Genomic DNA, 22,927 nt, shown 5'->3' with positions numbered 1-22,927 from the left:
CGAAAAGGGGCCCTGCCTGCGCAGGACCCCAGGCTTTGTAACCGCGATTACTTCAGTTCTTCGGCCTTGATGTAGCCGGAGTCGACCACCAGGGCCTGGTAGTTCGACTTGTCGACGTCATGCGGCGTCAACAGGATCGAGGGAACGACCTTGACGTCGTTGTTGTAGGTCGTGGTGTCGAGGCCTTCCGGCTTGCCGCCCGAGAGCACCTTATCGACGAGTTCGACCGTCGCCTTGGCGAGTTCGCGGGTGTCCTTGAACACCGTCGAATACTGTTCGCCGGCGATGATCGCCTTGACCGAAGCGGTCTCGGCGTCCTGTCCGGTGACGATCGGCCATGGCTGATCGGCGGTGCCGTAGCCTACGGCGCGCAGCGAAGCGATGATGCCGCGCGACAGGCCGTCATAGGGCGAGAGCACGCCATCGACGCGGCTGCCGTCCGAGTAGTTGGCGGAGAGCAGATTGTCCATACGGGCCTGGGCGGTTGCCGCCAGCCAGCGCAGCGTGCCGACCTTGTCCATGCCCATCTGGCCGGACTTCACGACGAGGGTCTTGTCGTCGATTAGCGGCTGAAGAACCGACATGGCGCCGTTATAGAAGAAGAACGCATTGTTGTCGTCCGGCGAACCGCCGAACAGCTCGATGTTGAACGGGCCCTTCTTCTCGGGATAACCGAGACCCTTGAGCAGCGATTTGGCCTGGATGACGCCGACGCCGAAATTGTCGAAGGTGGTGTAGTAGTCGACATTTGGCGTCTTCTTGATCAGGCGGTCGTAAGCGACGACGACAACGCCGGCGTCATTCGCCTTCTGCAACGCATCGCCCATCGTGGTGCCGTCGATCGAAGCGATGATCAGCGCCTTCGGGCCCTTGGTGATTTCGTTTTCCAGCTGGCTGAGCTGGTTCGGAATGTCGTCCTGCGCGTACTGCAGGTCGACAGTGTAGCCCAGAGCCTCGAGCTGGGACTTGACGGCGTCGCCGTCGTTGATCCAGCGCTGCGAGGTCTTGGTGGGCATCAGCACGCCGATCAGGCCTTCGCCCGCCTGCGCCGGCAGCGTCATGGCCGCGATGCCTAGGGCCGCGACGGCGGCCAGTGTCTTGACAATCTTCACATTAACTCTCCCTGGTTGATGGACGCGTACCCTTGGGTTTCGTGGGCCGCGCAATCGTGCAGGAGCGCCAAACGCGCCGCTGCCGTCAATCGATCTCCGGTATCCTCCCAATCGGCCCCGAGACTCTGGTTTCAATCGATACGAGTTTTCCCTCGTCACCGACCGTCAAGCCTCAGGACGCGCGAAGGGTGTGTCGCTTTGCCATAACTGTCAAATGCGATCTTTGATGGTTGCTATATCGAGACTGATATGGCTTAGGCTAGTGACGACGCTGCCGGATCCAGCCAGGGCGCCGGGCGTAAGAGTAGGGAAGAATCATGGCGGCGCTGCGAAATCCTGACGGAATATCAGCCAGTTACGATGAAATTCCGGGTGATGGCGGAACCTTGCTGCGCAGCGGCTTGAGCCTGCGTCACATGCGCATGATCGCAGCCCTCGACGAGCACGGCCGGGTGAGCGCCGCGGCCCAGGTCATGAACATCTCGCAGCCGGCGGCCTCGCGCATGATCGCCGAGATGGAGGCCGTGCTCGACGTCAAGCTCTGCGAAAGGCTGCCGCGCGGCGTCACGCTGACACCCTATGGCAAGGCGTTGGCACGGCGCGCGCGATCGATCCTGCTCGAGATGCGCGAGGTCGATCGCGAGATTTTCGAGCTCAAGGCGGGCAAAGGCGGCTCGGTGTTCCTGGGCGCGGTGACAGCACCGGCGATCGAGCTGGCGGTGCCGGCGATCCGCGAGATCCGGCGCCTTTATCCGCGCATCGAAATCACCATGCAGGTCGAGACATCGAACGTCCTGGCGCGCGAGCTGATCGCCTCGCGCCACGATTTCATCATCGCCCGCATCCCCGACGACCTCAATCCGCGGCTGTTCGAAGCGCGCGTCATCGGCGTCGAGAAAGCCTGCCTGATCGTGCGCCGCGGCCACCCGCTGACCAAGGGCAAGGCGGTGCGGCTGGAAGACACCGCCGCCTATGACTGGGTTTTCCAGTCGGGCGGCTCGCCGCTGCGCCAGGCGATGGAAAGCAACTTTTTGAACCGCAACATCGCGCTGCCGGACCGCATCCTCAACACCAGCTCGCTGCTATTGACTCTGGTCATGGTCGCGCAATCCGACGCCATCGCGCCGGTGTCGATCCAGGTCGCGAAGTTCATCCAGAACCCCGAGGGCCTGGCCGGCGCTATCGATGTCGTCCACACTGAATTCGACATCGAGGTCAGGCCGTACAGCCTGATCACGGTGAAGAACCGCGCGCTGTCACCGGCAGCCAAGATGCTGCACGATTTTATTTTGCGAGAGGTGGGCTGAGGGTTGGAGCGGGTAGCGGGCGCATCCCGTGGCCGGCCAGACGACCAGACAGGCCCGCCAGCAGCGGCGCCGATGCACGTCGGCCACTACTGCCTGATGCTCAAAAAAAGCCCGCCAGCAGAAGCCAGCGGGCCAAGGGTAGACTTTCCGGTTGGGGTCATTCGAGGCCCCGCCGACCCTCAATGTGAGATATTCCACGAACTGGCACATCGGCCAAACAGATGAAAGACGGCCAGCCGGGCTGTAAAACTGCCTATAAATCCGCTGGTTTTCAGCTTGGCCAGAACAAGTGCAATGCACCGGGGGCAAAAGCTGGAGCGGGTAGCGGGAATCGAACCCGCGCGTTCAGCTTGGGAAGCTGACAAGCTACCATTACATCATACCCGCGCTGGTTCCTCCGATATCATGGCCCGGCGCCGATGCGCAATCCGGTTTGAGGGCTCGGCTTGATGCAGGGCTATCAACTGCGTATTTCTAGGCATGTGCCCGAATCGCGGCACCCGACTGTGGAGACAGGCTTGTCCGCACTGAACCGCTTTCTCGGCGATACGCCGCTCCGGGTGATCCTGAAGCTGCTTGTGGTGTCGTTCCTCGTCGGGCTGGTCATGAATGCCTTCGGCTGGTCGCCGATGGATGTGCTTTACGGCATTCGCAAATTCTTCATCGACCTGTGGAATTTGGGCTTCCACGCCATCGACCGTTTCCTCGGCTACATCCTGCTCGGTGCCGCGATCGTCGTGCCGGCCTTCATCCTGCTCAGGATCGCTAACTACCGGAAATGAATTTTCAGGCGTAGCCCGCCGCCACCTCGAACAGGATGGCGTGCCGTGCAGCAAGTGCTGCGACATCCGTCGAATAGCCTCCGCCGATAACGCCGCATACCGGTATGCCAAGCGTGCGGAAATGGCGGATCACCATATCGTCGCGGGCACGCAGCCCGTCATCCGTGAGCGACAACCTGCCGAGCCGGTCCTCGACATGGACATCGACGCCGGCATTGTAGAAGACGAGGTCCCAGCGCCTTCGCGCCGACAACTCCGGCAGGATGGCGTCCAGCCGCTCCAGATAGGCTGAATCGCCGGCGCCGTCGGGCAGGGCGACATCGAGATCGGAGGCGATCTTGAGCGCGGGGTAGTTGCGGTCGCCATGCATGGAGAAGGTAAACACGCGCGGCTCGTCGTTGAGGATATCCGCCGTGCCGTCGCCCTGATGCACGTCGAGGTCGACGACCAGGATGTTTTGGACAGCAGCTTCGGCGAGCAGCACCAGCGCGGCAACGGCTACGTCGTTGAAGGTGCAGAAGCCGGCGCCTTGCGCGCGCCGCGCGTGATGGCTGCCGCCGGCGGTGTTGCAGGCGATGCCGTTCAGCAACGCCAGCCGCGCTGCCAGCACCGTGCCGGCCGTTGCGAGCTGCGCCCTCAGCGAAACCCGCGGTCCCACGGGAAAGCCGATCTCGCGCTCGATCGCCACCGGCACTTCGCAGGCAAGCACCTGGTCGACATAGTCGACCGCGTGGGCAAGCTTCAGCCATGATGGCCGCGCCGCCTCCGGCATGTTGAGCGCTTCGGGCTGCGCCAGGCCGCGTGCCCGCAAGGCATCCATCAGCAGCGGATATTTGCTCATCGGGAAGCGGTGGTTGACGGCGAAGCCGGCGTCGTAGTCGGGATGATGAACGATCTGCAAGGGCATGGGACGGGCGGTGCGCCAGAGGCGGGTTTCGGTTGACCATAGCGGGGTGGATGGTTGCGCGAGGTCCGCAAACTGGGGCACATCGGCTAGCCGATCAAGCCGCAACAGGAAGCAACACGCGTTTGGAGCAGGCTTTACCCACCGAAGTCCACGCCACCGAAGCCAGGGCCTTCGTCGTCACCAACCGCTCGGTGCTCGCCATCGCCGTGCCGATGACGCTTGCCTATCTGACGACGCCGTTGCTCGGAATTGTCGACACGGCGGTGATTGGGCAGTTCGGCGACGCCGCCCTTCTCGGCGGCCTGGCGGCCGGCGCCCTGATCTTCGACGTCGTTTTCACCACCTTCAACTTCCTGCGCTCCGGCACCACCGGCCTCGTCGCCCAGGCCTTCGGGCGCGGCGATGCGCTGGAGGAGCAGGCGGTGTTCTGGCGCGCCGTGCTGATCGCGGTCGTCGCCGGCGTCGTGCTTGCCGCGCTTGCGCCGCTGGTCTCCACCGCCGGGCAATGGTTCATAGGCGCCGAACCGCGCGTCAGCGCGGCGATGGACGTCTATATCCGCATCAGGATGCTCGCCGCACCGTTCTCCCTGATCAATTACGCCATCCTCGGTTACGTGCTTGGGCGCGGCGAGGGCGGGCTCGGGCTGATGCTGCAATTGATACTGAACGGCATCAACATCGCCCTCTGCTTCCTGCTTGGCCTGGAGTTCGGCTGGGGCGTCGCCGGCGTCGCCTGGGCGACGCTCACCGGCGAATTCGTCGCCATGCTGCTGGGTCTCGCCATCGTCGGCCGGCGCTTCTGGGCGGCACCCAGGCTGCCGCGCCACCGCGTCCTCGATCTGCCGGCATTCCTGCGCATGATGTCGCTCAACCGCGATATCATGATCCGCTCCTTTTCGCTGCTCGCCGCCTTCGCGCTGTTCACGCGCCAGGGCGCGCAGTTCGGCACGCTGACGCTGGCCGCCAACGCCGTGCTGATGAACCTGTTCCTGGTTGCCGGCTATTTCATCGACGGTTTCGCCACTGCCGCCGAGCAGCTCGCCGGCCGCGCCATCGGAGCGCGCGCCGCCACCGCCTTTAACCAGGCGGTGCGGCTGACGCTGCTTTGGGGACTCGGTCTGGCCGGCGCGGCGACACTCTTCTTCCTGCTGGAGGGCACGGATCTGATCGCCCTGATCACGACCGCGACGGACGTCCGCGCCATTGCCGACATCTACCTGCCCTGGGCGGCGTTCACCGCGCTCAGCGGCGTGCTGGCTTTCCAGATGGACGGTGTCTTCATCGGCGCAACATGGTCGCGCGACATGCGCAACATGATGCTGTTGTCATTCCTGGCGTTCAGCGCCGCGCTGCTGATCCTGGCGCCGGCCTTCGGTAATCACGGCTTGTGGGCGGCGTTGCATGTCTTCCTGCTGGTACGCGGCTTCAGCCTGCTCGCCATATTGCGGCTGCGGGTGCGCGCGGTCTTTGGCTGATCGCTAAAACGGTTTCGCCGCCCAGTGATCGAGGCGGCTGTCGCGAAGCTCGCGCAGCGACTTCAGCCGTTGACTGTCCATGAAACGGGCCATGCCGGAAAGAATGCGCCCCGGCAGCGCGGGCCCGGCATAGATCATGCCGGTATAGAGCTGGACGAGATCGGCGCCGGCACGGATCTTTTCCAGCGCCGTCTCGGCGGAATCGACGCCGCCGACGCCGATGATGGTGGGATCCGGGCCAAGCAGTTTTCGCATCCTTGCCAGCACGATAGTCGAGCGCTCGAACAAGGGTTTCCCCGAAAGCCCGCCGGTCTCGCCGGCAAGGCCGGCGCTGCTCAGGCCGGCTCGCGCGATCGTTGTGTTGGAGACGATGACGCCGTCCATTTGCTTGTCGCTGATCTCGGCGGCGATGTCCTCAAGCTCGGCCTCGACCAGATCCGGCGCGATCTTGAGGAACACGGGCGGTTTTGCCGGTGCTGCCGCACGCGCGGCCATGACCCGCGACAGAAGTTCGCCAAGCTGTTCGCGTGCCTGCATGTTGCGCAGGCCCGGCGTGTTCGGCGAGGAGATGTTGATTGCCAGATAACTGGCATATCGCGCGAACCGGACCACGCCGCGTTCATAGTCACTGACGCGGTCGGTGCTGTCCTTGTTGGCGCCGATGTTGACGCCGACGATGCCGGCACGGCCCATGCGGGCGGCAAGGCGCTTTTCCGCGGCGGCGTGGCCTTCATTGTTGAAGCCCAGCCGGTTGATCACTGCCCCGTCCGAAGGCAGCCGGAAGATGCGCGGCTTCGGATTGCCGGTCTGCGGCAGCGGCGTGATCGTGCCGACCTCGGCGAAGCCGAAGCCGAGGCCGAGCAGCGCGTCCGGCACTTCGGCATTCTTGTCGTAACCCGCGGCCATGCCGAGCGGGTTCGGGAAACCGAGCCCGCAACGGCTGACCTTTAACCTGTTGTCCTGCGGCGGACGACCGGCGACCGGCAGCCCGCATCTCAGCGCGGCAATCGACAGCCCATGCGCGGTTTCCGGATCGAGCGTGAACAGCAGTTTCTGGCCGATCCGGTCGAACGCGCTCATTCGGCCTCCAGCGCCGGGAATTCATGCCGGCCGTCAGCGCCGAGCGGCAATGCCTGCACCGAAACGACCGCATCGAGGCCGAGCCCGCCATAGAGATGCGGGAACAGGGCGCCGCCGCGCGAGACCTCATATTTCAGCGCATCGCCGAGGCGCGCGCTATCGACGGCGACCAGCAGCAACCGGCTTTGGCCGGCGAAATGTTTGGCCGCCGTTTCCCGAACCTGCCCGGCGGTGGAAAAATGGATGAAGCCGTCGGCGACGTCGATCGGCGCGCCGGTGAAGCCGCCTTCTCTTTCAGCCTCGCGCCACAGCGCCTCGGGAACTATCTTGTAGATGATCTCGGACATCGTTGCGCTATAGTCCGAACCGACCACGCGGGGAAGGGCAGGCCCGTGTTCTTCCCCATTTCAGGTTCATCCCCATTTCAGGCGCAAACTGTGATAGATTGCGCTGACTGGCTCATGGAGGAAAACATGCGTCTGAAACACGTCTTGATCCCCGCAGCACTGGTGTCGCTTGTCGCGGCGTCGGCCTTTTCCGAGGAAGCCGATCGCTACCGGTTGGAGAAATCGGCCAATGGCTATGTCCGCATGGATACGCAAACCGGCGCCATGTCGCTCTGCGAGGAACGCTCCGGCCAGCTCGTCTGCAAGACGGCGGCCGACGAACGTGCCGCCCTACAAGATGAGGTCGACCGGCTGCAAAGTTCGGTGAAGGCGCTCGACGAACGCGTCGCCAAGCTCGAAAATTCGCTTGCCGCCCGTTTCGAATCGACTTTGCCCAGCGAGGAGGATTTCAACAAGACGATGGGCTACATGGAGCGCTTCCTGCGCAGCTTCATGGATATCGTCAAGGACATGGACAAGGACGACGACGGCGCCAAGCTCAATTCGCAAAAGACCTAGGCAATTCGCAAAAGACCTGGGGCGGGAATAGCAAGCCGCCCACGCCGGACGGCAGGCGTAGCGTTACAATCGTTCAGATCCTGCAAGGCGGAACATCGCCAACGGGATTCGGGGAGGGATATCACCGTTGGGCTACACATTCGTCATTGCCGATGATCACCCGCTTTTTCGCGGTGCATTGAGGGAGGCACTCGCGGGTATCGGAGATGTTGCCGCCATTCACGAGGCTGGCGATTTCGAAAGCGCCAAGGCGCTTGTCCTGGCCAATGAGGATGTCGATCTGGTGCTGCTCGATCTCTCGATGCCGGGGGCAAGCGGTCTTTCCGGCCTGATTTCGCTGCGCGGCATCCATCCGGCGGTGCCGATGATGGTGGTCTCGGCGCATGACGATCCGGTGACGATCCGGCGCGCGCTCGATCTCGGCGCCTCCGGCTTCATCTCCAAATCGGCCAGCATGGAGGAGATCCGCAATGCGGTGCAGTCGGTGCTCGCAGGCGATATCGCGGCTCCCGTCGGCATCGATCTCGGCGTCGAGCGCGATCCCGAGATTTCCGACCTGATCAAGCGGCTGCAGGCGCTGACCCCGCAGCAGACGCGCGTGCTCGGCATGCTGGCTGAGGGACTGCTCAACAAGCAGATCGCCTATGAGCTCGGGGTCTCCGAAGCGACGATCAAAGCGCATGTCTCGGCCATCCTGCAGAAGCTCGGCGTCGACAGCCGCACGCAGGCGGTCATCCTTTTGTCCAAAATCGGCAGCGACCCGCTGCAGACGGCCGGCTGATTCCTATTCGGCCGCCGGCGCCAGCGGCCTGACCCTGGCCATCATCGAGCGCAGCATCGCCGGTTTCAGTGGTTTGCTGATCACCGGCACGTCGAGCCTGCCGGCGGCGGCGCGAACCTCGCTGGAGCGGTCGGCGGTGACCAGCACGGCCGGCAGGTCCTCGCCATGGATCGCACGCAACTGGGCGATCAATTCGAGGCCGGTCCTGTTGTCGAGATGATAGTCGGCAAGCACGAGGTCCGGCCGATGCATGCCGGACCTGTCGAGATCCTCCGCGCCGGAAAGCGTGTCGACGCTGCAGCCCCAACCCTCGAGCAGCAGCCGCATGCCGTCGAGGATGCGGGCGTCGTTGTCGATGCAGAGCACATGGAGCCCGGCAAGCGAGGCCGCGGCACGGGCAGGCGGCTTCGCCTCGGCCTCGCGCCGCGGTGCCTGCACGGCCACCACCGGCAGCAACACGGAAAAGCGTGTGCCCTTGCCTGGGTTGGAGAAGATCCGGATTTCGAGGCGCAGGACGCGGGCGATGCGGTCGACAATGGAGAGCCCAAGGCCGAGGCCTTCCGCCTCGCGTGCGCCCTCGTCGAGCCGGGTGAATTCGCGGAACACGGTGTTGAGCTCGTCGCCGGCAATGCCGATGCCGGTGTCGATAACCTGGATCTCGGCCAGTTCGCCGCGCCGCCGCGCGCCGACCAGGATGCGGCCACGGCGCGTATACTTGATGGCGTTGGAAACCAGGTTCTGGATCAGCCGGCGCAGCAGATTGCGGTCCGTCATGACGCTGAGCGACGACGGCATGATCGAGAGTTCGAGCTTCTTTTCGGCGGCAAGCGGCCGGAAGTCGTTGCCGATCTGGCGCAGCAGCCCGTCGAGGCCGAAGCTCGTATCGTCCGGCTTCATCGCGCCGGCATCGAGGCGCGAAATGTCGAGCACCGCGCCGAGGATGGTCTCGACCGATTCCAGCGACGATTCGATGTTCATCGCCGCCTTGCCGGCAGGTCCCTTGCCGGTCTTCTCGATCAGCGACGAGCAATAGAGGCGGGCGGCGTTCAGCGGCTGCAGGATGTCGTGGCCGGCGGCAGCGAGGAAGCGGGTCTTGCCGAGATTGGCCTCCTCGGCCAGCATCTGCGCCTGCGCCAGCTCCTCATTGACGCGGGTGAGCTCGGCGGTGCGGCTCTTCACTCGCTGTTCCAGGGATTCGTTCGCGCGCTTCAGCGCCAGATCCTGCTCGACACGTCCGGAAATGTCGGCGTAGGTGGCGACGATGCCGCCGTCCGGCATCGGATTGGAGCGCAATTCCAGGATGCGCCCGCTTGTCTTCAGCTCCATCTGCCATGGGCTGACGAAGCTGGTCAGGCGGTTGAGCATGGTGACGCGCTGGTCTGCCGGTATGTCACCGCGCTCGGCAAGGTGGCGCAGGATACGATCGAGTGAGACGCCGACCTGGCCCATCTCGTCGGGCAGGTCGAACAGCGCCCGGTACTGGCGGTTCCAGCAAATCAACCGGAAATCGCGGTCGAAGACAGTGATGCCCTGTTCCATCTGGTCGAGTGCGATCTGCAGCAGGTCGCGATTGTGCTGCAGCGCCTCGGTGGCGTCATCGAGCAGGCGGAAGGCGTCCTTGGATTCGCGGTCGTTGCGGCGCAGCAGCAGCGACAGGATCAGCCGCGCCGAAGAGGAGCCGACGGCACTGGCCAGAAGCTGCTCGGAGAAGCGGATGACATCCATGCTGGCCTGTTCGTTGCCGAGCAGTGAAGTGCCGCTGCTCTTTTCGAACGACTGAAAGGACCGCTCGGTCCGTTCGACACCGAGATAGCGCGCGATCGTGTCCTTGAGGTCGTTGACGGTAATGGTGGTGCGGAAGCGGCGCAGGCTGGGCAGCGGACCCGCTTCGCGCGGCACGAAGATCGACGCCTGGATGCGTTCCAGCGGCACAGAGGCGCGCGATAGCGAGCCGAACACAAAAAACAGCGTGTTGATCGACAGGCTCCACAGCACGCCATGGTTCAGCGGCTCGGCGACGGTGCCGAAAAGAGCCTGCGGCCGCAATGCATCGAAGCCGAACAGGCCGTGGACGAGGATGCCGGTATCGGGCGCGACGAGCGAGGGAAGCAGCAGCGTATAGCTCCAGACGACGATGCCGGCGACCATGCCAAGCGCCGCACCCCGGCCGTTGGCGCCGCGCCAGACCAGGCCGCCGATCATTGCCGGCGCGAACTGTGCGATCGCGGCGAACGACATCAGGCCGATCGAGGACAGCCGCGCGCTGTTGGTGCTCTCGCGGTAGTAGAGAAAGGCGATGAACAGCATGATGAAGATCGCCGCCCGCCGTACATTGAGGATGAGCGTCGACCAGTCCTCGTTCTCGGATGTCGTGGTCCGCAGAAGCCGGCGCACGAACAGCGGAATGACCAGGTCGTTGGAGATCATGATCGACAGCGCGACGCTTTCGACGATCACCATTGCGGTCGCCGCCGACAGCCCGCCGATGAAGGCGGCCATGGCCAGCACGTCGTGGCCGCTGAACAGCGGCAGCGACAGCACGTAAAGGTCGCTGCTGGTCCTGGGGCCGACCAGTTCCAGGCCGGCCAATGCGATCGGCAGCACGAACAGGTTGATTGCCACCAGATAGAGCGGAAACACCCATGTCGCGGTGCGCAGCTCGGCCTCGCTGCGGTTTTCGACGATGGTGACGTAGAACTGGCGCGGCAGCATGAGGATGGCAAAGCCGCTCAGGCATGTCAGCACCAGCCAGGTAGCGAGCGAGGTGTTGTAGCCCATCGCCTTGCGCACCTGCGTGTTTTCGGCGAGCTGGTCGAACATATCGCCTGGCCCGCCGAAGATCAGGAACGTGACCATCAGGCCGATCGCCAGGAAGGCGGCGAGCTTGACCACGGTCTCGACCGCCACAGCCAGCACCAGCCCGTCCTGGTGCTCGGTGGCATCGGCATGGCGCGTGCCGAACAGCACCGCAAACAGCGCCAGCAGCATGGCCACGACCAGCGAGATGTCACTGACGAACGGATCGAACGACGGCGGCGAGCCGGTATAGTGCTCGACCATCAGGCTGACCGAGCCGGAGATTGCCTTCAATTGCAGCGCGATATACGGCACGGCGCCGATGGTCGCGATCAGCGTGGCGATCGCCGCGACAGCGAAGCTCTTGCCGTAGCGGGCACCGAGAAAGTCGGCGATCGAGGTGATCTTCTCGGTCTTGGCCAGCCTGACGATGCGCTGCAGCAGCGGAAAGCCGAACACGAACACCAGGACCGGTCCGATATAGATGCCGAGGAACTCCAGGCCGCGCTCGGAGGACAGGCCGACCGAGCCGAAGAAAGTCCAGGAGGTGCAGTAGATCGCGAGGCTGAGCGCATAGATGAACGGCCGGGCGCGGCCGGGCCCGGTTGAAGTCGAGCGGCGGTCGCCCAGGCTGGCGATGACGAACAGCAACGTCACATAGGCGATCGCGATGATGACGATGAACCAGCCTTGCACGGCTCGAACTTCCTCCCTGCGCCGGCTTTTTCATCCGGCCTTCCAGACGCAATCACAGCTTGGCGACCGAGTCCATCGCGGCTTTCGGCGTATTATATCGGCTGCGTCGGGCAATCGTGACCGGCTGAAACCAGCTTTTGCTCCTGTTGCAACCGCAGGTTTTTGCTATTCTGCCTGCCGGTCGATGCCGGAGGAGCGGCAGAACGGCCGGTCAAGACAAGGAGGCGTCGAATGCTGAAAGAGTTTCAGGAATTCATTTCCAGGGGCAATGTGATGGACCTGGCCGTCGCCGTCATCATTGGCGCTGCCTTCGGCAAGATCGTCACCTCGCTGGTCGACGACATCATCATGCCGGTCATCGGGGCGATTTTGGGCGGATTGGACTTCAACAACTACTTTCTGCCCTTGTCCTCGGCCGTTAACGCCACATCGCTGGCTGAGGCAAAGAAACAGGGCGCGGTCTTCGCCTATGGCAGCTTCATCACCGTGGCGCTGAACTTCCTTATCCTCGCCTTCATCATCTTCCTGATGGTCAAAGCGGTGAACAATCTGCGCCAGCGGCTGGAGCGCGAGAAACCGGCCGCCCCGGCCGCTCCGCCGCCGGCCGATGTCGCGCTGCTCACCGAAATTCGCGATCTCCTCGCCAGAAAGTAGCGCCTGCGGTAACTTTCTGGACCAAAACCCCGGTCGCTTGCGGCCGGGGTTTTCTGTTTTCGTCCGCCCTGAAACACGCTAGCAGTCGAGCAAACGAAAGCGGACCATCCATGACCCTGATCGATACTCTGCGCGCCGAAGCGCGGGCGGCGCCTGAAAGCGGCATTGTCGCCGTCATGAATCGCGGCCGCGGCCGCGACGGCATGATCCCGCTCTGGGCCGGCGAGGGCGACCTGCCGACGCCTGCCTTCATCACCGATGCCGCCGCCAAGGCGATGGCTGGCGGCGAAACCTTCTACACCTGGCAGAGGGGCATTCCTGAACTCAGGCAGGCGCTCGCCCGCTACTACACCAGGCATTTCGGCAAGACTTTCGCCAACGAGGAATTCATCGTCACCGGCTCCGGCATGCATGCCATCCAGATGGCCATCGATGCGGTGGCCGGCAAGGGCGACGAACTCGTCTACCTGTCGCCGGCATGGCCGAACTTCGCCGCCGCCGCCGGCATCGCGGGCGCCGTTCCAGTCGCGGTCACGCTCGATCAGTCGGGCAATGGCTGGTCTTGCGATGTCGACAAGATCGCAGCGGCGATCACGCCACGGACCAAGGCGCTGTTCGTCAACACGCCGTCCAACCCGACCGGCTGGACCGCCGACAAGGAGACGCTGCAGGCGATCCTCGATCTCGCCCGCGAAAGGGGCCTGTGGATCATCGCCGACGAGATCTACTCGCTGTTTCATTACGGCCATGGCCGCGCGCCGTCCTTCATCGACATCATGGCCGATGAGGATCGCATCCTGTTCGTCAATTCCTTTTCCAAGAACTGGGCGATGACCGGCTGGCGCATCGGCTGGATCAAGATCCATCCCGCCTTGCAGCAGGTGTTCGAGAACCTGGTCCAGTATTCGACTTCCGGCGTTGCGCAGTTCATGCAGCGCGGCGCCGTCGTCGCCCTCGACGAAGGCGACGCCTTCATCGTCGAGCAGGTGGAGCGGGCGAGGGCGGCGCGCGACCTGGTCTGCGGCATTCTCGCTACCACCGGCAGGGCGCGGTTCACAGTGCCGCAGGGCGCATTCTATTTGTTCTTTGCGGTCGACGGCATCACCGATTCCCGCGCTGCCGCCTTCGACATGGTCGACCGCGCCAATGTCGGCCTGGCGCCCGGCACCGCCTTCGGCCCCGGCGGCGAAGCCTTCCTCAGGCTGTGCTTCCACCGCCGCCTCGACCAGCTCGAGGAAGCGGCAAATAGGCTGGCGAAATGGATGAAGACTGTCTGAGCGACTTCGCTCTGACGACCAAATGGTTCTCGGCGTAGAGTTTTAAACGACCTTCAGCCGCCCGACTTCGGCACCAGCAGCGGAATGACGCGATCGCTTTTGGCGACCGACGGTCGGCCGGCGGACCCGTACGGAATCCCCAACGCGTCCCATGTCTCGACCAGTGCGTCCTGCAGCGACGCGATCAGCGCGTCCGAATGGAACGGTGTCGGCGTGATGCGCAGCCGCTCGGTGCCGCGCGGCACTGTCGGGTAGTTGATCGGCTGGATGTAGATGCCGTGCACACCGAGCAGGCGGTCGGTGGCCATCTTGCAGAGCTCGGGATCGCCGACCAGAAGCGGCACGATGTGGGTAGGCGACTCCATCACCGGCAGGCCGGCCGCGGCCAGCACTTGCTTGGTCCGTGTCGCCTGACGCAGCTGCGCATCGCGCTCGGCCTGCGAGCGCTTGAGATGGCGGATCGAGGTGGTTGCCGCGGCAGCGATCGCCGGCGGCAACGCCGTGGTGAAGATGAAGCCCGGCGCATAGGAGCGCACCGCGTCGATCACCGCAGTGTTGCCGGCGATGTAGCCGCCAAGCGTGCCGAACGCCTTGGCCAGTGTGCCCTCGATGATGTCGATGCGGTCGGCCAGCCCTTCGCGCTCGGTGATGCCGCCGCCGCGCGGCCCGTACATGCCGACGGCGTGGACCTCGTCGATGTAGGTCATGGCGTTGTAACGCTCGGCGAGATCGACGATCTGCTTGATCGGCGCGATGTCGCCGTCCATCGAATAGACGCTCTCGAAGACAATCAGCTTGGCGCGCTCGCGGCCGGCCGTCTGCAGCAGGCTTTCGAGATGCGCGACGTCGTTATGACGGAAGATCTTCTTCTCGGCGCCTGAGCGCCGCACGCCCTCGATCATCGAAGCGTGGTTGAGCTCGTCCGAGATGATCAGGCAATTGGGAAGCAGCTTTGCAATGGTCGAGATCGACGCCTCGTTGGAAACGAAGCCGGAGGTGAAAACCAGTGCGGCTTCCTTGTCGTGCAGGTCGGCCAGCTCCAGTTCGAGCTCGACCAGCGGGTTGCTGGTGCCGGAGATGTTGCGGGTGCCGCCGGCCCCCGACCCCATCTTGCCTGCCGCCTTCTGGAACGCGGCAATGACGTCGGGATGCTGGCCCATGCCGAGATAGTCGTTGGAGCACCAGACGGTGATTTCCTCGGCGCGGCCATTGGCGCGCCAGATGGCGCGCGGGAATTTCCCGACAATACGCTCAAGGTCGGCGAAGACGCGGTAGCGACGCTCCGCATGGAGCTGGTCGATCGCTTCCTCGAAAAACCGCTGATAGTTCATGTCGCCTTCCCAGTTTTGCGCGGGATCATAGTCATTGGCCCATTCGTCGTCCACCTGGCCTTTTTGGTCAAAATGCCACGCCCCGAGCCTGTTCCTAACGACCACGGAACGTGGCCTATTCCCTTGATGTGGATCAATCTTGTTTCACGACAATGCCACGCGCCGATGAGACTGGTTACCGCAGGTTTTAATGGCCTGGCGGCGAGTTTTCCAGTACGGCGACGATTGAGACAGTTCCGATAAATCATGAATAGCGAGGATGCGGATGACGGTTTTGGTGACAGGCGGTGCCGGCTATATCGGTAGCCATATGGTCTGGGAATTGCTGGACACGGGCGACAACGTCGTCGTCCTCGACCGGCTTTCTACCGGCTTTGAATGGGCGGTGGCCCCGGAAGCAAAGCTCGTCGTCGGCGACGTCGCCGACAGGGAACTGGTCGCCTCGATCATTCGCGACAATAAGGTCGACGCGATCATCCATTTCGCCGGCTCGATCGTGGTCCCCGAATCGGTCGCCGACCCGCTTGCCTATTACGAGAACAATACCTGCAAGACGCGCACCTTGATCGAGACTGCGGTGCGCGAAGGCGTGCCCAATTTTATCTTTTCCTCGACCGCCGCCGTCTATGGCGGCGCCGGCCTGGAGCCGGTGCGCGAGGATGCCCGGCCTGCGCCGGAATCGCCCTATGGCCTGTCCAAGCTGATGAGCGAATGGATGCTGCGCGACGCGGCAATTGCCCATGGGTTGCGCTATACGGCGCTGCGCTATTTCAACGTCGCCGGCGCCGATCCGAAGGGCCGCACCGGCCAGTCGACGCCCGGTGCCACGCATCTGATCAAGGTCGCTTGCGAGACGGCGCTCGGCAAGCGCCCCTTCATGCAGGTGTTCGGCACCGACTATCCGACGCCGGACGGTACCTGCATGCGCGACTATATCCACGTCAGCGACCTGGCGGCGGCGCATCGGCTGGCGCTTCAGCGGCTGCGTGCCGGCGGATCGAGCCTGGTCGCCAATTGTGGTTACAGCCACGGCTATTCGGTGCTCGAGGTCATCGACAGCGTCCGCCGCGTCTTCGGCCATGATTTCGAGGTACGGATGGGCGATCGCCGCGCCGGCGACGCCGCCGCGGTCGTCGCCAATTCGGAGCTGGCGCGCGGCGAGCTCGGCTGGACCCCGCAGCGCGACAACCTCGACCGGATCGTTGCCGATGCGCTTGCCTGGGAGCGCATCCTGACCAGCAAGAATTCGGCTCTGGGGTGAAGTGGGCTCTCCGCAAAGGTTGGTTCAGCGCGCTGGGGGCGGAATGAAAATCCTGGTGCTTGGGGCGGGCGTCGTCGGTACGGCGGCGGCCTATTATCTGGCCAGCGACGGCCATGAGGTGACGGTGATCGAGCGCCATCCGGCGGCGGCACGCGGCACCAGCCGGTCGAATGCCGGCCTGGTGTCGCCCGGAGACGCCACCGCCTGGGCCTCGCCAGCCGCGCTGAAGACGTTCCTGCGCGGCCTCTACAACCACGATCTCGGCATCAAGGTGCGGCTGCGCTTCGATCCGTATTTTTTCGCCTGGAGCCTGCGCTTCCTGCGCCAGTGCACGCATAAGCGCATGCGCGCCAACACCGACGTCAAGCTGCGTCTGGCGCTCTATTCGCGCGACTGCATCAACGCCGTCTCGGCCGAAACCGGCATCCACTATGACGAGCGCAAGAAAGGCATTCTCTATTTCTTCCGCTCGCAGCAGAGCTTCGATACCGGCACCGACAATTATCGCTATCTCGGCGAACACGGCCTGCCGATCGAGATCGTCGGCCGCGACCGGCTGGTCGAGCTCGAGCCCGGCCTTGCCGGCGCCAAGGACAAGATAGCCGGCGGCGTCTATTCGCCGATCGACCAGACCGGCGACTCCAGCCAATTCACGCAGCGCCTCGCTGCCTATGCCGCCGAGAAACTCGGCGTCCAATTCCTCTACGGCACCACGGTTGAAGGCCTTGACATCGACGGCGACCGGGTGCGCGCGGTGATGACCTCGGCCGGCCCGGTGGCCGGTGACGCGGTGGTCATTTCCATGGGGCCGGAGAGCGGTCTGCTCGGCCGCCGCTACGGCATCGACCTGCCCGTCTATCCCGTGAAGGGCTATACCGTGACTGTTCCGCTGGAAGATGAAAGCAAGGGGCCGATCATGGGTGGCGCCGACGAGGACCGGCTGATCGGCTATTCCAGGCTGGGAAATCGGCTGCGGATGTCCTCGACGGCGGAGTTCACCGGGTTCGACCGCACGTTCAAGCCACGCGATTTCAACTCGATCCTGAACACCGGCAAGGACCTGTTCCCCGGCGCTTTCGACGAGAGCAAGGCTGAGCTCTGGGCTGGACTTCGCCCGATGATGCCTAACTCCGTGCCGGTCATCGGACGGGCGCGGTACGACAATCTCTACCTCGACACCGGCCACGGCCATCTCGGCTGGACCATGGCCTGCGGTTCGGGAAAATTCCTTGCTGACGTGGTCGCCGGCCGCAAGCCGGAGATCGATCCGCAAGGATTGCTCTACAGGAACTAGGCATCTCCAGACATCAGGGCGCCATGAGCTCGGCGGTCAGGTTCGTTCGTCGACCGCCGAACGCCAGGAGCGCACGTAACTTGTCCAGAGTGGATCGGCCGACGGTTCGGTCCTTTCGCCTCTGCCTTGCGGTGTCCCCTGGTCCGACGCCAGCAAGGCGGCGCCGATGCTGGTGCCTGTCGCAGCCTCGGAGGCAATGACGGCGCGCGCCGCCGCCGCAGCCAGCATGCGGGTGAACAGCCGGTTGCGGGCGAAGGGTCCTTCGACGATGGTGGGACCGTCCGCGCCGATCAGGTCGAGGCAGGTCGCGGTCATCAGCGCCAGGTAGAACGAGATGGCGACAAAGCGCTGGCCGACGCTCATACCGTCCGCGTTAAGCCATGATGCGGTATGATGCGGAAACGGCCCCGAACCCTGTTGGGTCGAGGGCAATAGGGACGTCTTGCGCGCCAGCACCGTGGCAACATCGTCTTCCGTCCAGTTCTCCGATTGGCCCTCGGTCAGCACGGAAAACTCGCGGCCACCCATGAAGCGCGCCGAGGGCACGGGATCGCCGAGCGCGTTGACATTGACCAGCGTATCGCGTGCCGGGTCGAGCGCGATCTTGTTGCCGCCAATCGCCATCGACACCACCCAGGTGCCGGTCGAGACCACGGAGAAAGGCGGTCTGTCGGACAGGAGATGCGGCAGCAGCGAGGCGTTGGAATCGTGCAGGCCGCAAAACACCGGCGTTTGCGGGTCGAGCCCGGTCCGTGTCGCAAGCGCGGGCAGGATCGGCCCGAGGCGGTCCTTCGCCGGCCGCACCGGCGCCATTAGCCGGCGCCATTCCAGCCGGTCGACCAGCGACGAAAAATCCGCTTTCCACGGGTTCCACAGATCGGTGTGGCAGCCGAGCGAAGTCACCTCGCTGGCGGCGACGCCGGTCAGGCGCAAGGCCCAGTATTGCGGATACATCAGGATCGCGGCGGTTCCGGCGAAATCCGCCGGAAAGCGCTTCTGCTGCCAGAACAGCTGTGCGCCGAGATTGAGGCCGGCCGGCAGGCGCGGCGTGCCGGTCTCGGAGAACGCCGGACGGATCGTGTCATAGTCCCCGGCAAGGGCATCCGGCCCGTCGAATTCGTAGTCGAGCACCGGCAGCGCCAGTTCGCCTGATGCGTCGACCAGCACGCCCGTTGCGCCATGGGTGGTGATCGATATCGCATCGATGCGCTGCTCGCGATCGATCTCGGCCAGGCTGCCAAGGATAAACGCCCATAACCGCTCGACGTCATGGTGCGGGTATGGGCCTTGCCGAACCGGCTCGTTCACCATCCTGCGCAGCGCGACTTCGCTTGCTGCGGCAAGATCGACCAGCGCCACCTTGGCGTTGGTCTTGCCGATATCGATGACGGCGACGTGGCGGGTCATTCCATATGGAACATTGTTTCCAGCGGCACCGCCACCGGCTCGTTGTTCGGCTTGGTCTCCATGATGTCCGCCATCTCGGCCCACCAACGCTGCATCACCGGATGCTTCGGCAATTCGTCCATGCCATGGTCGTCACGGCGCCACAGCACGCCGAACAAGGTGTTGGTCTCCTCGTCGAGGTGGATCGAGTAATCAGATACGCCGGCCTGCTTGAGCAGCGCGACCAGCGACGGCCAGATGTCGTCGTGGCGCCTCTTGTATTCGGCCTTCATGCCCGGATTGAGCTTCATCTTGAACGCGTATTTCTCCGGCATCAGGCAAAGCGCTCCCGCCGTACTCGCCGCCACAGGATCGGCAGCGCGATGACGATGATCAGCAGCAGGCCGATGAAGATCGACATAACGATCCCCGGCACGTTGAGCAGGCCGAGGCCGAAGGTCACCAGTCCCATGATGAAGGCGGCCAGCATCACACCCAGAATGCTGCCGGCGCCGCCCAGGATGCTGACGCCGCCGAGCACCACCATGGTGATGACTTCCAGCTCGTAGCCCTGTGCGATGGACGGCCGGGTCGAGCCGAGCCGCGATGTGATCAGCACCGAGGCGATGCCCGCCATCAGGCCGGTCAGGCAAAACAGGATGAATTTGATACGGCCGACGCGTACGCCGGAAAACTGCGCCGCGACCGGGTTGTTACCGATGGCAAAGACCCGGCGGCCGAAGCTCGTCCGGTGCAGAAGGAACCAGTAGACGACTGCCGCGACCAGGAAAAGCGTCAGTTCGAACGACACCACCCACCAGACATAGCCCTGGCCGAAGAAGGCGAAGCTCGCGGGATAGCCCTTGTAGGCCCGGTCGCCCAGGATGATGAAGGCAATGCCGCGAAACAGGCTCATCGTGCCGATGGTGACGACGATCGACGGCAAGCCGAGCCTGGTGACGAGCAGTCCGTTGAAGGCGCCGCAGCCGAGCCCGACGACGAGGCCGATTGCCACCAGTTCAGGCATGCCGGCGCCGGCCTGCACCGCCATTCCCATCATTGTTGACGCCAGCGCGATGATGGCGGCCACCGACAGGTCGATTTCGCCCGAGATGATCAGCAGCGCCATGGCCAGCGCGATCAGCGCCTTTTCCGTAAAGTTGAAGGTCAGGTCCGACAGCGACCACGCGTCGAGGAAGTAGGGCGAGGCAAAGCTGTTGACGGCAAAGATGGCAACCGCCACGACGACCAGCAGCGCCTCCCATGAGAAGATCGCCGACGTCAGCGGCTTGTCGAGCCGATCGGGAATGTGGCGTGGGGCAGGGGTGTCGGTCATGCCGCTTCCGCCTTTTTGAGAATGATGCGGCCTTGCCGGCGTTCGCCGCGCGCGTTGAGCACCACGGCCAGGATGATGGCGCTGCCTGAAATCGCCATCTGCCAGAAGGGCGAGATATTGATGACCGGCAGCGCGTTGGAGATGATGCCGAGGAACAGCGCGCCGAGCACCGCGCCGCCGACCGAACCGATGCCGCCGGCAATCGAAATGCCGCCGATGACGCAGGCGGCGATGATATTGAGCTCATAGCCATTCGCGACCTCGACCGAGGCGATGACGTAGCGCGAGATCCACAGATAGCCACAGAGGCCGCCGATCATCCCCGAGATGCAGAAGACGATGAATTTCGTCCGGCCGACATCGATGCCGGCATAGATCGATGCGGTCGGGTTGACGCCGATGGCATAGATCGAGCGGCCGAGCGCGGTGCGCGTCATCACGAGGAAGAACAGCGCAATAACCAGCAGGGCGATCCACGACAGTACCGGAATACCGAGGAAAGCCGCGCGCTGCAACCCGATGAACTCAGCGCTCATCTGGTCGGCGTTGACCCAGGCGCCGCCTGAAATGACGAACGTGGCGCCGCGGTAGATGGTGAGGGTGCCGAGCGTTACCACGATCGAGGGAATGTTCAGCCGCCATACCAGCAGGCCGTTGATGGCGCCGAGCACCAGGCCGACCAGCAGTGCGATGACGATCAGCAGCGGGATCGGGATCGCCGGATGCGCGGCGTTCAGCATTGCCACCACCATGCCGGTGAAGCAGAGATTTGAAGCCATCGACAGGTCGATCGAGCGGGTCAGGATGACGACCATCTGGCCGAGCGCCAGGATCATCAGGATCGACGTGTCGTTGAACACCTGGCGCAGGTTGGCCGGATCGGCAAAACCTGGAAACCGCGTGGAGATCAGCCCGATCAGCACGACGATTGCCGCCAGCAGCCAGACCTCGCGATATTTGAGAAGAGCCTTCATGCCGCGATCCCCGCTGCCGTCCTGACCAAGGTTTCGGCGTCGAGCCCTTTATTGTCGTAGACCGCGGCAATGCGGCCCTCGCGCATAACGACGACGCGGTCCGACATGCCGAGGATTTCCGGCAATTCGGACGACACCATGATCACCGACAGGCCTTGCGCGACGAGCTCGGCCATGAAGCCGTGCACGGCCGCCTTCGAGCCGATGTCGATGCCCTTGGTCGGCTCGTCCAGGATGATCACCTTGGGCGCGGTCGCCAGCCATTTGGCGATGACGATCTTCTGCTGGTTGCCGCCCGACAGCGTGCCGACGTCCTGGCTGAGCGAGGAGGCGCGCAGATCGAGCCGCTCGGTATAGGAGCGGGCCAGCGCGAACTCTTCGGCCAGCCGCAATATGCCGGATTTGGATGTCCGTTTGAGCGAGGGCAGCGAGACATTCTGGAAGATCGGCAGGCCGATCACCACGCCTTGCTTGCCGCGCTCCTCCGGCACATAGACGATGCCGGCGTAGATCGAATCCGCCGCCGATTTCGGCGCGATTGCCTTACCCTCCAGCGTGATCGTGCCGCCGCTGGTGCGGGTGATGCCTGATATCGCCTGCATCACCTCGCTGCGCCCGGCGCCGACAAGGCCGTAGAAGCCGAGGATTTCGCCCCTGTGCAGCTCGAAGCCTATGTCGTCGAACTCGGTCGGGTGCGACAGGCCGGAGACGGCCAGCACCGGCGCGCCGATCTCGGCCTTGCGCTGCGGAAAGATGTGATCGACCGAGCGGCCGACCATCATGCGCACGATCTGGCTCTGGCCGGCATCCTTGATCAGGCCTTCGCCGACCATCTCGCCGTCGCGGAACACGGTATAGCGGTCGGCGATGCGGTAGATCTCATCGAATTTGTGGCTGATGAACAGGATCGCCTTGCCGTCGCTCTTGAGGAATTCGATCAGCAGGAAAAGCTCTTCGATCTCCTTCATCGAAAGCGCTGCCGTCGGCTCGTCCATGATGACGATCCGCGCGTCGATGGACATGGCGCGGGCAACCGCGACTAGGTGCTTGTTGGCAATGCCGAGATCCTTCAGCCTGGCGTCGGCGTCGATATGGCCGGCGCCCATCGTGTCGAGCACCTCGCGGGCATTCTTGCGCATGGTGCGCCAGTCGATGGTTTTGAAACGCGTGCGCGGCGCATGGCCGAGGAAGATGTTTTCGGCCACCGTCAGGTCGTCGAACAGCACGGTTTCCTGGTGGATGGCGGTGATGCCATGCCCGAACGCGGCGTGGGCGCTGGGCAGTGTGACCGGCTGGCCGTCGATGCTGATCGTGCCAGCATCCGGCTGGTAGATGCCGGTCATGATCTTGACCAGCGTCGACTTGCCGGCACCGTTTTCGCCGATCAGCGCGGTTACCTGGCCGGGATAGAGCGACAGGCCGACATTGTGCAGCGCCCGCACGCCGGGAAAGCTTTTCGAGATGCCGGACAGCGTCAGGCGCGGTCCGGATGACAAAGGCGCTTCATGTGCCACTTCGTGCTGGGCTGTCGTGTCCATAATCGTATCAAGCCCTGTAGCAAGGTTCGTTTGAA

General features: G+C 63.9%; 20 protein-coding genes and 1 tRNA gene. 9 read left to right on the top strand and 12 right to left on the bottom strand.

What is annotated here, in order from left to right:
- Positions 1-47: 47 nt before the first annotated feature.
- Positions 48-1,112, bottom strand: a complete 1,065-nt coding sequence (gene chvE, locus NKI67_RS18815) for a multiple monosaccharide ABC transporter substrate-binding protein (protein ID WP_023677360.1) — start codon at positions 1,110-1,112, stop codon at positions 48-50.
- 317 nt (positions 1,113-1,429) lie between these two features.
- On the opposite strand from chvE, the gene NKI67_RS18810 reads away from it, so the two are divergent.
- Positions 1,430-2,419: a LysR family transcriptional regulator gene (locus tag NKI67_RS18810; RefSeq protein ID WP_023677361.1), complete on the top strand. Its 990-nt coding sequence runs from the start codon at positions 1,430-1,432 to the stop codon at positions 2,417-2,419.
- A 313-nt stretch (positions 2,420-2,732) separates the two neighbouring features.
- Here NKI67_RS18810 and NKI67_RS18805 read toward each other — a convergent pair.
- A tRNA-Gly gene (locus tag NKI67_RS18805) sits at positions 2,733-2,806 on the bottom strand.
- 131 nt (positions 2,807-2,937) lie between these two features.
- Between NKI67_RS18805 and NKI67_RS18800 the strand changes: the two genes are divergently transcribed.
- Positions 2,938-3,201, top strand: coding sequence for a DUF6460 domain-containing protein (locus NKI67_RS18800; RefSeq protein WP_023677362.1), 264 nt, complete (start codon positions 2,938-2,940; stop codon positions 3,199-3,201).
- Between the two features lie 4 nt (positions 3,202-3,205).
- Here NKI67_RS18800 and NKI67_RS18795 read toward each other — a convergent pair whose 3' ends face one another.
- A complete protein-coding gene (locus NKI67_RS18795) occupies positions 3,206-4,108 on the bottom strand; it encodes a histone deacetylase family protein (RefSeq protein ID WP_023677363.1) in 903 nt (300 codons plus the stop codon).
- A 50-nt stretch (positions 4,109-4,158) separates the two neighbouring features.
- On the opposite strand from NKI67_RS18795, the gene NKI67_RS18790 reads away from it, so the two are divergent.
- Complete coding sequence (locus NKI67_RS18790) at positions 4,159-5,583, top strand: MATE family efflux transporter (protein WP_031211968.1); 1,425 nt, start codon at positions 4,159-4,161, stop codon at positions 5,581-5,583.
- A gap of 3 nt (positions 5,584-5,586) precedes the next feature.
- Here NKI67_RS18790 and NKI67_RS18785 read toward each other — a convergent pair whose 3' ends face one another.
- Both NKI67_RS18785 and NKI67_RS18780 read right to left on the bottom strand, forming a co-directional pair.
- On the bottom strand, positions 5,587-6,663 hold the full coding sequence (locus NKI67_RS18785; protein ID WP_023677365.1) for a quinone-dependent dihydroorotate dehydrogenase: 1,077 nt from the start codon (positions 6,661-6,663) through the stop codon (positions 5,587-5,589).
- On the bottom strand, positions 6,660-7,010 hold the full coding sequence (locus tag NKI67_RS18780; RefSeq protein ID WP_023677366.1) for a DUF952 domain-containing protein: 351 nt from the start codon (positions 7,008-7,010) through the stop codon (positions 6,660-6,662). Before NKI67_RS18780 ends, NKI67_RS18785 begins: the two co-directional genes overlap by 4 nt.
- Before the next feature lie 126 nt (positions 7,011-7,136).
- Here NKI67_RS18780 and NKI67_RS18775 point away from each other — a divergent pair, with 126 nt between their 5' ends.
- Positions 7,137-7,568 (top strand): hypothetical protein, encoded by a 432-nt coding sequence (locus NKI67_RS18775; protein ID WP_023677367.1) that lies wholly within the window; start codon positions 7,137-7,139, stop codon positions 7,566-7,568.
- Between the two features lie 118 nt (positions 7,569-7,686).
- Positions 7,687-8,349 carry a response regulator transcription factor gene (locus tag NKI67_RS18770; protein WP_031211969.1) on the top strand — a complete coding sequence of 221 codons (663 nt, stop codon included), beginning with the start codon at positions 7,687-7,689 and terminating at the stop codon, positions 8,347-8,349.
- A gap of 3 nt (positions 8,350-8,352) precedes the next feature.
- On the opposite strand, the gene NKI67_RS18765 is transcribed toward NKI67_RS18770, so the two are convergent.
- The gene (locus NKI67_RS18765; RefSeq protein ID WP_352621853.1) at positions 8,353-11,841 is read right to left on the bottom strand and encodes a PAS domain-containing hybrid sensor histidine kinase/response regulator; all 3,489 of its coding nucleotides are present in this window, start codon (positions 11,839-11,841) and stop codon (positions 8,353-8,355) included.
- Between the two features lie 231 nt (positions 11,842-12,072).
- Between NKI67_RS18765 and mscL the strand changes: the two genes are divergently transcribed.
- Positions 12,073-12,495 carry a large conductance mechanosensitive channel protein MscL gene (gene mscL / locus NKI67_RS18760; RefSeq protein ID WP_023677369.1) on the top strand — a complete coding sequence of 141 codons (423 nt, stop codon included), beginning with the start codon at positions 12,073-12,075 and terminating at the stop codon, positions 12,493-12,495.
- A 110-nt stretch (positions 12,496-12,605) separates the two neighbouring features.
- Entirely contained in the window at positions 12,606-13,772 is a 1,167-nt protein-coding gene (locus tag NKI67_RS18755) for a pyridoxal phosphate-dependent aminotransferase (RefSeq protein ID WP_023677370.1), read from the top strand.
- 53 nt (positions 13,773-13,825) lie between these two features.
- Here the strand turns inward: NKI67_RS18755 and hemA are convergent, their stop codons facing one another.
- A complete protein-coding gene (gene hemA / locus NKI67_RS18750) occupies positions 13,826-15,103 on the bottom strand; it encodes a 5-aminolevulinate synthase (protein ID WP_023677371.1) in 1,278 nt (425 codons plus the stop codon).
- 265 nt (positions 15,104-15,368) lie between these two features.
- Between hemA and galE the strand changes: the two genes are divergently transcribed.
- Positions 15,369-16,364 carry a UDP-glucose 4-epimerase GalE gene (gene galE, locus NKI67_RS18745; protein WP_023677372.1) on the top strand — a complete coding sequence of 332 codons (996 nt, stop codon included), beginning with the start codon at positions 15,369-15,371 and terminating at the stop codon, positions 16,362-16,364.
- Positions 16,365-16,407: 43 nt separating this feature from the next.
- Complete coding sequence (locus tag NKI67_RS18740) at positions 16,408-17,658, top strand: D-amino acid dehydrogenase (RefSeq protein ID WP_023677373.1); 1,251 nt, start codon at positions 16,408-16,410, stop codon at positions 17,656-17,658.
- A 36-nt stretch (positions 17,659-17,694) separates the two neighbouring features.
- Here NKI67_RS18740 and NKI67_RS18735 read toward each other — a convergent pair whose 3' ends face one another.
- Genes NKI67_RS18735 through NKI67_RS18715 form a run of 5 tightly spaced genes read right to left on the bottom strand, consistent with a single transcriptional unit; the run spans position 17,695 to position 22,892 of the window.
- Positions 17,695-19,065, bottom strand: coding sequence for an FGGY-family carbohydrate kinase (locus NKI67_RS18735; RefSeq protein WP_023677374.1), 1,371 nt, complete (start codon positions 19,063-19,065; stop codon positions 17,695-17,697).
- Positions 19,062-19,379, bottom strand: a complete 318-nt coding sequence (gene rhaM, locus NKI67_RS18730; protein ID WP_023677375.1) for an L-rhamnose mutarotase — start codon at positions 19,377-19,379, stop codon at positions 19,062-19,064. Before rhaM ends, NKI67_RS18735 begins: the two co-directional genes overlap by 4 nt.
- Positions 19,379-20,380: an ABC transporter permease gene (locus NKI67_RS18725; protein ID WP_023677376.1), complete on the bottom strand. Its 1,002-nt coding sequence runs from the start codon at positions 20,378-20,380 to the stop codon at positions 19,379-19,381. The genes rhaM and NKI67_RS18725 overlap by 1 nt, the downstream gene beginning before the upstream one ends.
- Entirely contained in the window at positions 20,377-21,354 is a 978-nt protein-coding gene (locus tag NKI67_RS18720) for an ABC transporter permease (protein ID WP_023677377.1), read from the bottom strand. Before NKI67_RS18720 ends, NKI67_RS18725 begins: the two co-directional genes overlap by 4 nt.
- The gene (locus NKI67_RS18715) at positions 21,351-22,892 is read right to left on the bottom strand and encodes a sugar ABC transporter ATP-binding protein (RefSeq protein WP_023677378.1); all 1,542 of its coding nucleotides are present in this window, start codon (positions 22,890-22,892) and stop codon (positions 21,351-21,353) included. The genes NKI67_RS18720 and NKI67_RS18715 overlap by 4 nt, the downstream gene beginning before the upstream one ends.
- Between the last annotated feature and the right edge of the window lie 35 nt (positions 22,893-22,927).

The organism is Mesorhizobium sp. M0408 (genome assembly GCF_040321495.1).
Taxonomy (GTDB): domain Bacteria; phylum Pseudomonadota; class Alphaproteobacteria; order Rhizobiales; family Rhizobiaceae; genus Mesorhizobium.
Note: the sequence above shows the minus strand (reverse complement) of the source record. Positions and strands in the feature narration are given on the sequence as shown.

Excerpts from the sequence above, each read along its gene's own strand:
- NKI67_RS18715 (WP_023677378.1), bottom strand. The coding sequence starts at position 22,892 with ATGGACACGACAGCCCAGCACGAAGTGGCACATGAAGCGCCTTTGTCA.
- NKI67_RS18780 (WP_023677366.1), bottom strand. The coding sequence starts at position 7,010 with ATGTCCGAGATCATCTACAAGATAGTTCCCGAGGCGCTGTGGCGCGAG.
- NKI67_RS18785 (WP_023677365.1), bottom strand. The coding sequence starts at position 6,663 with ATGAGCGCGTTCGACCGGATCGGCCAGAAACTGCTGTTCACGCTCGAT.
- mscL (WP_023677369.1), top strand. The coding sequence starts at position 12,073 with ATGCTGAAAGAGTTTCAGGAATTCATTTCCAGGGGCAATGTGATGGAC.
- NKI67_RS18775 (WP_023677367.1), top strand. The coding sequence starts at position 7,137 with ATGCGTCTGAAACACGTCTTGATCCCCGCAGCACTGGTGTCGCTTGTC.
- NKI67_RS18740 (WP_023677373.1), top strand. The coding sequence starts at position 16,408 with ATGAAAATCCTGGTGCTTGGGGCGGGCGTCGTCGGTACGGCGGCGGCC.
- NKI67_RS18795 (WP_023677363.1), bottom strand. The coding sequence starts at position 4,108 with ATGCCCTTGCAGATCGTTCATCATCCCGACTACGACGCCGGCTTCGCC.
- NKI67_RS18735 (WP_023677374.1), bottom strand. The coding sequence starts at position 19,065 with ATGACCCGCCACGTCGCCGTCATCGATATCGGCAAGACCAACGCCAAG.
- NKI67_RS18755 (WP_023677370.1), top strand. The coding sequence starts at position 12,606 with ATGACCCTGATCGATACTCTGCGCGCCGAAGCGCGGGCGGCGCCTGAA.
- NKI67_RS18790 (WP_031211968.1), top strand. The coding sequence starts at position 4,159 with ATGGTTGCGCGAGGTCCGCAAACTGGGGCACATCGGCTAGCCGATCAA.
- galE (WP_023677372.1), top strand. The coding sequence starts at position 15,369 with ATGACGGTTTTGGTGACAGGCGGTGCCGGCTATATCGGTAGCCATATG.
- NKI67_RS18810 (WP_023677361.1), top strand. The coding sequence starts at position 1,430 with ATGGCGGCGCTGCGAAATCCTGACGGAATATCAGCCAGTTACGATGAA.
- NKI67_RS18725 (WP_023677376.1), bottom strand. The coding sequence starts at position 20,380 with ATGACCGACACCCCTGCCCCACGCCACATTCCCGATCGGCTCGACAAG.
- hemA (WP_023677371.1), bottom strand. The coding sequence starts at position 15,103 with ATGAACTATCAGCGGTTTTTCGAGGAAGCGATCGACCAGCTCCATGCG.
- NKI67_RS18720 (WP_023677377.1), bottom strand. The coding sequence starts at position 21,354 with ATGAAGGCTCTTCTCAAATATCGCGAGGTCTGGCTGCTGGCGGCAATC.
- rhaM (WP_023677375.1), bottom strand. The coding sequence starts at position 19,379 with ATGCCGGAGAAATACGCGTTCAAGATGAAGCTCAATCCGGGCATGAAG.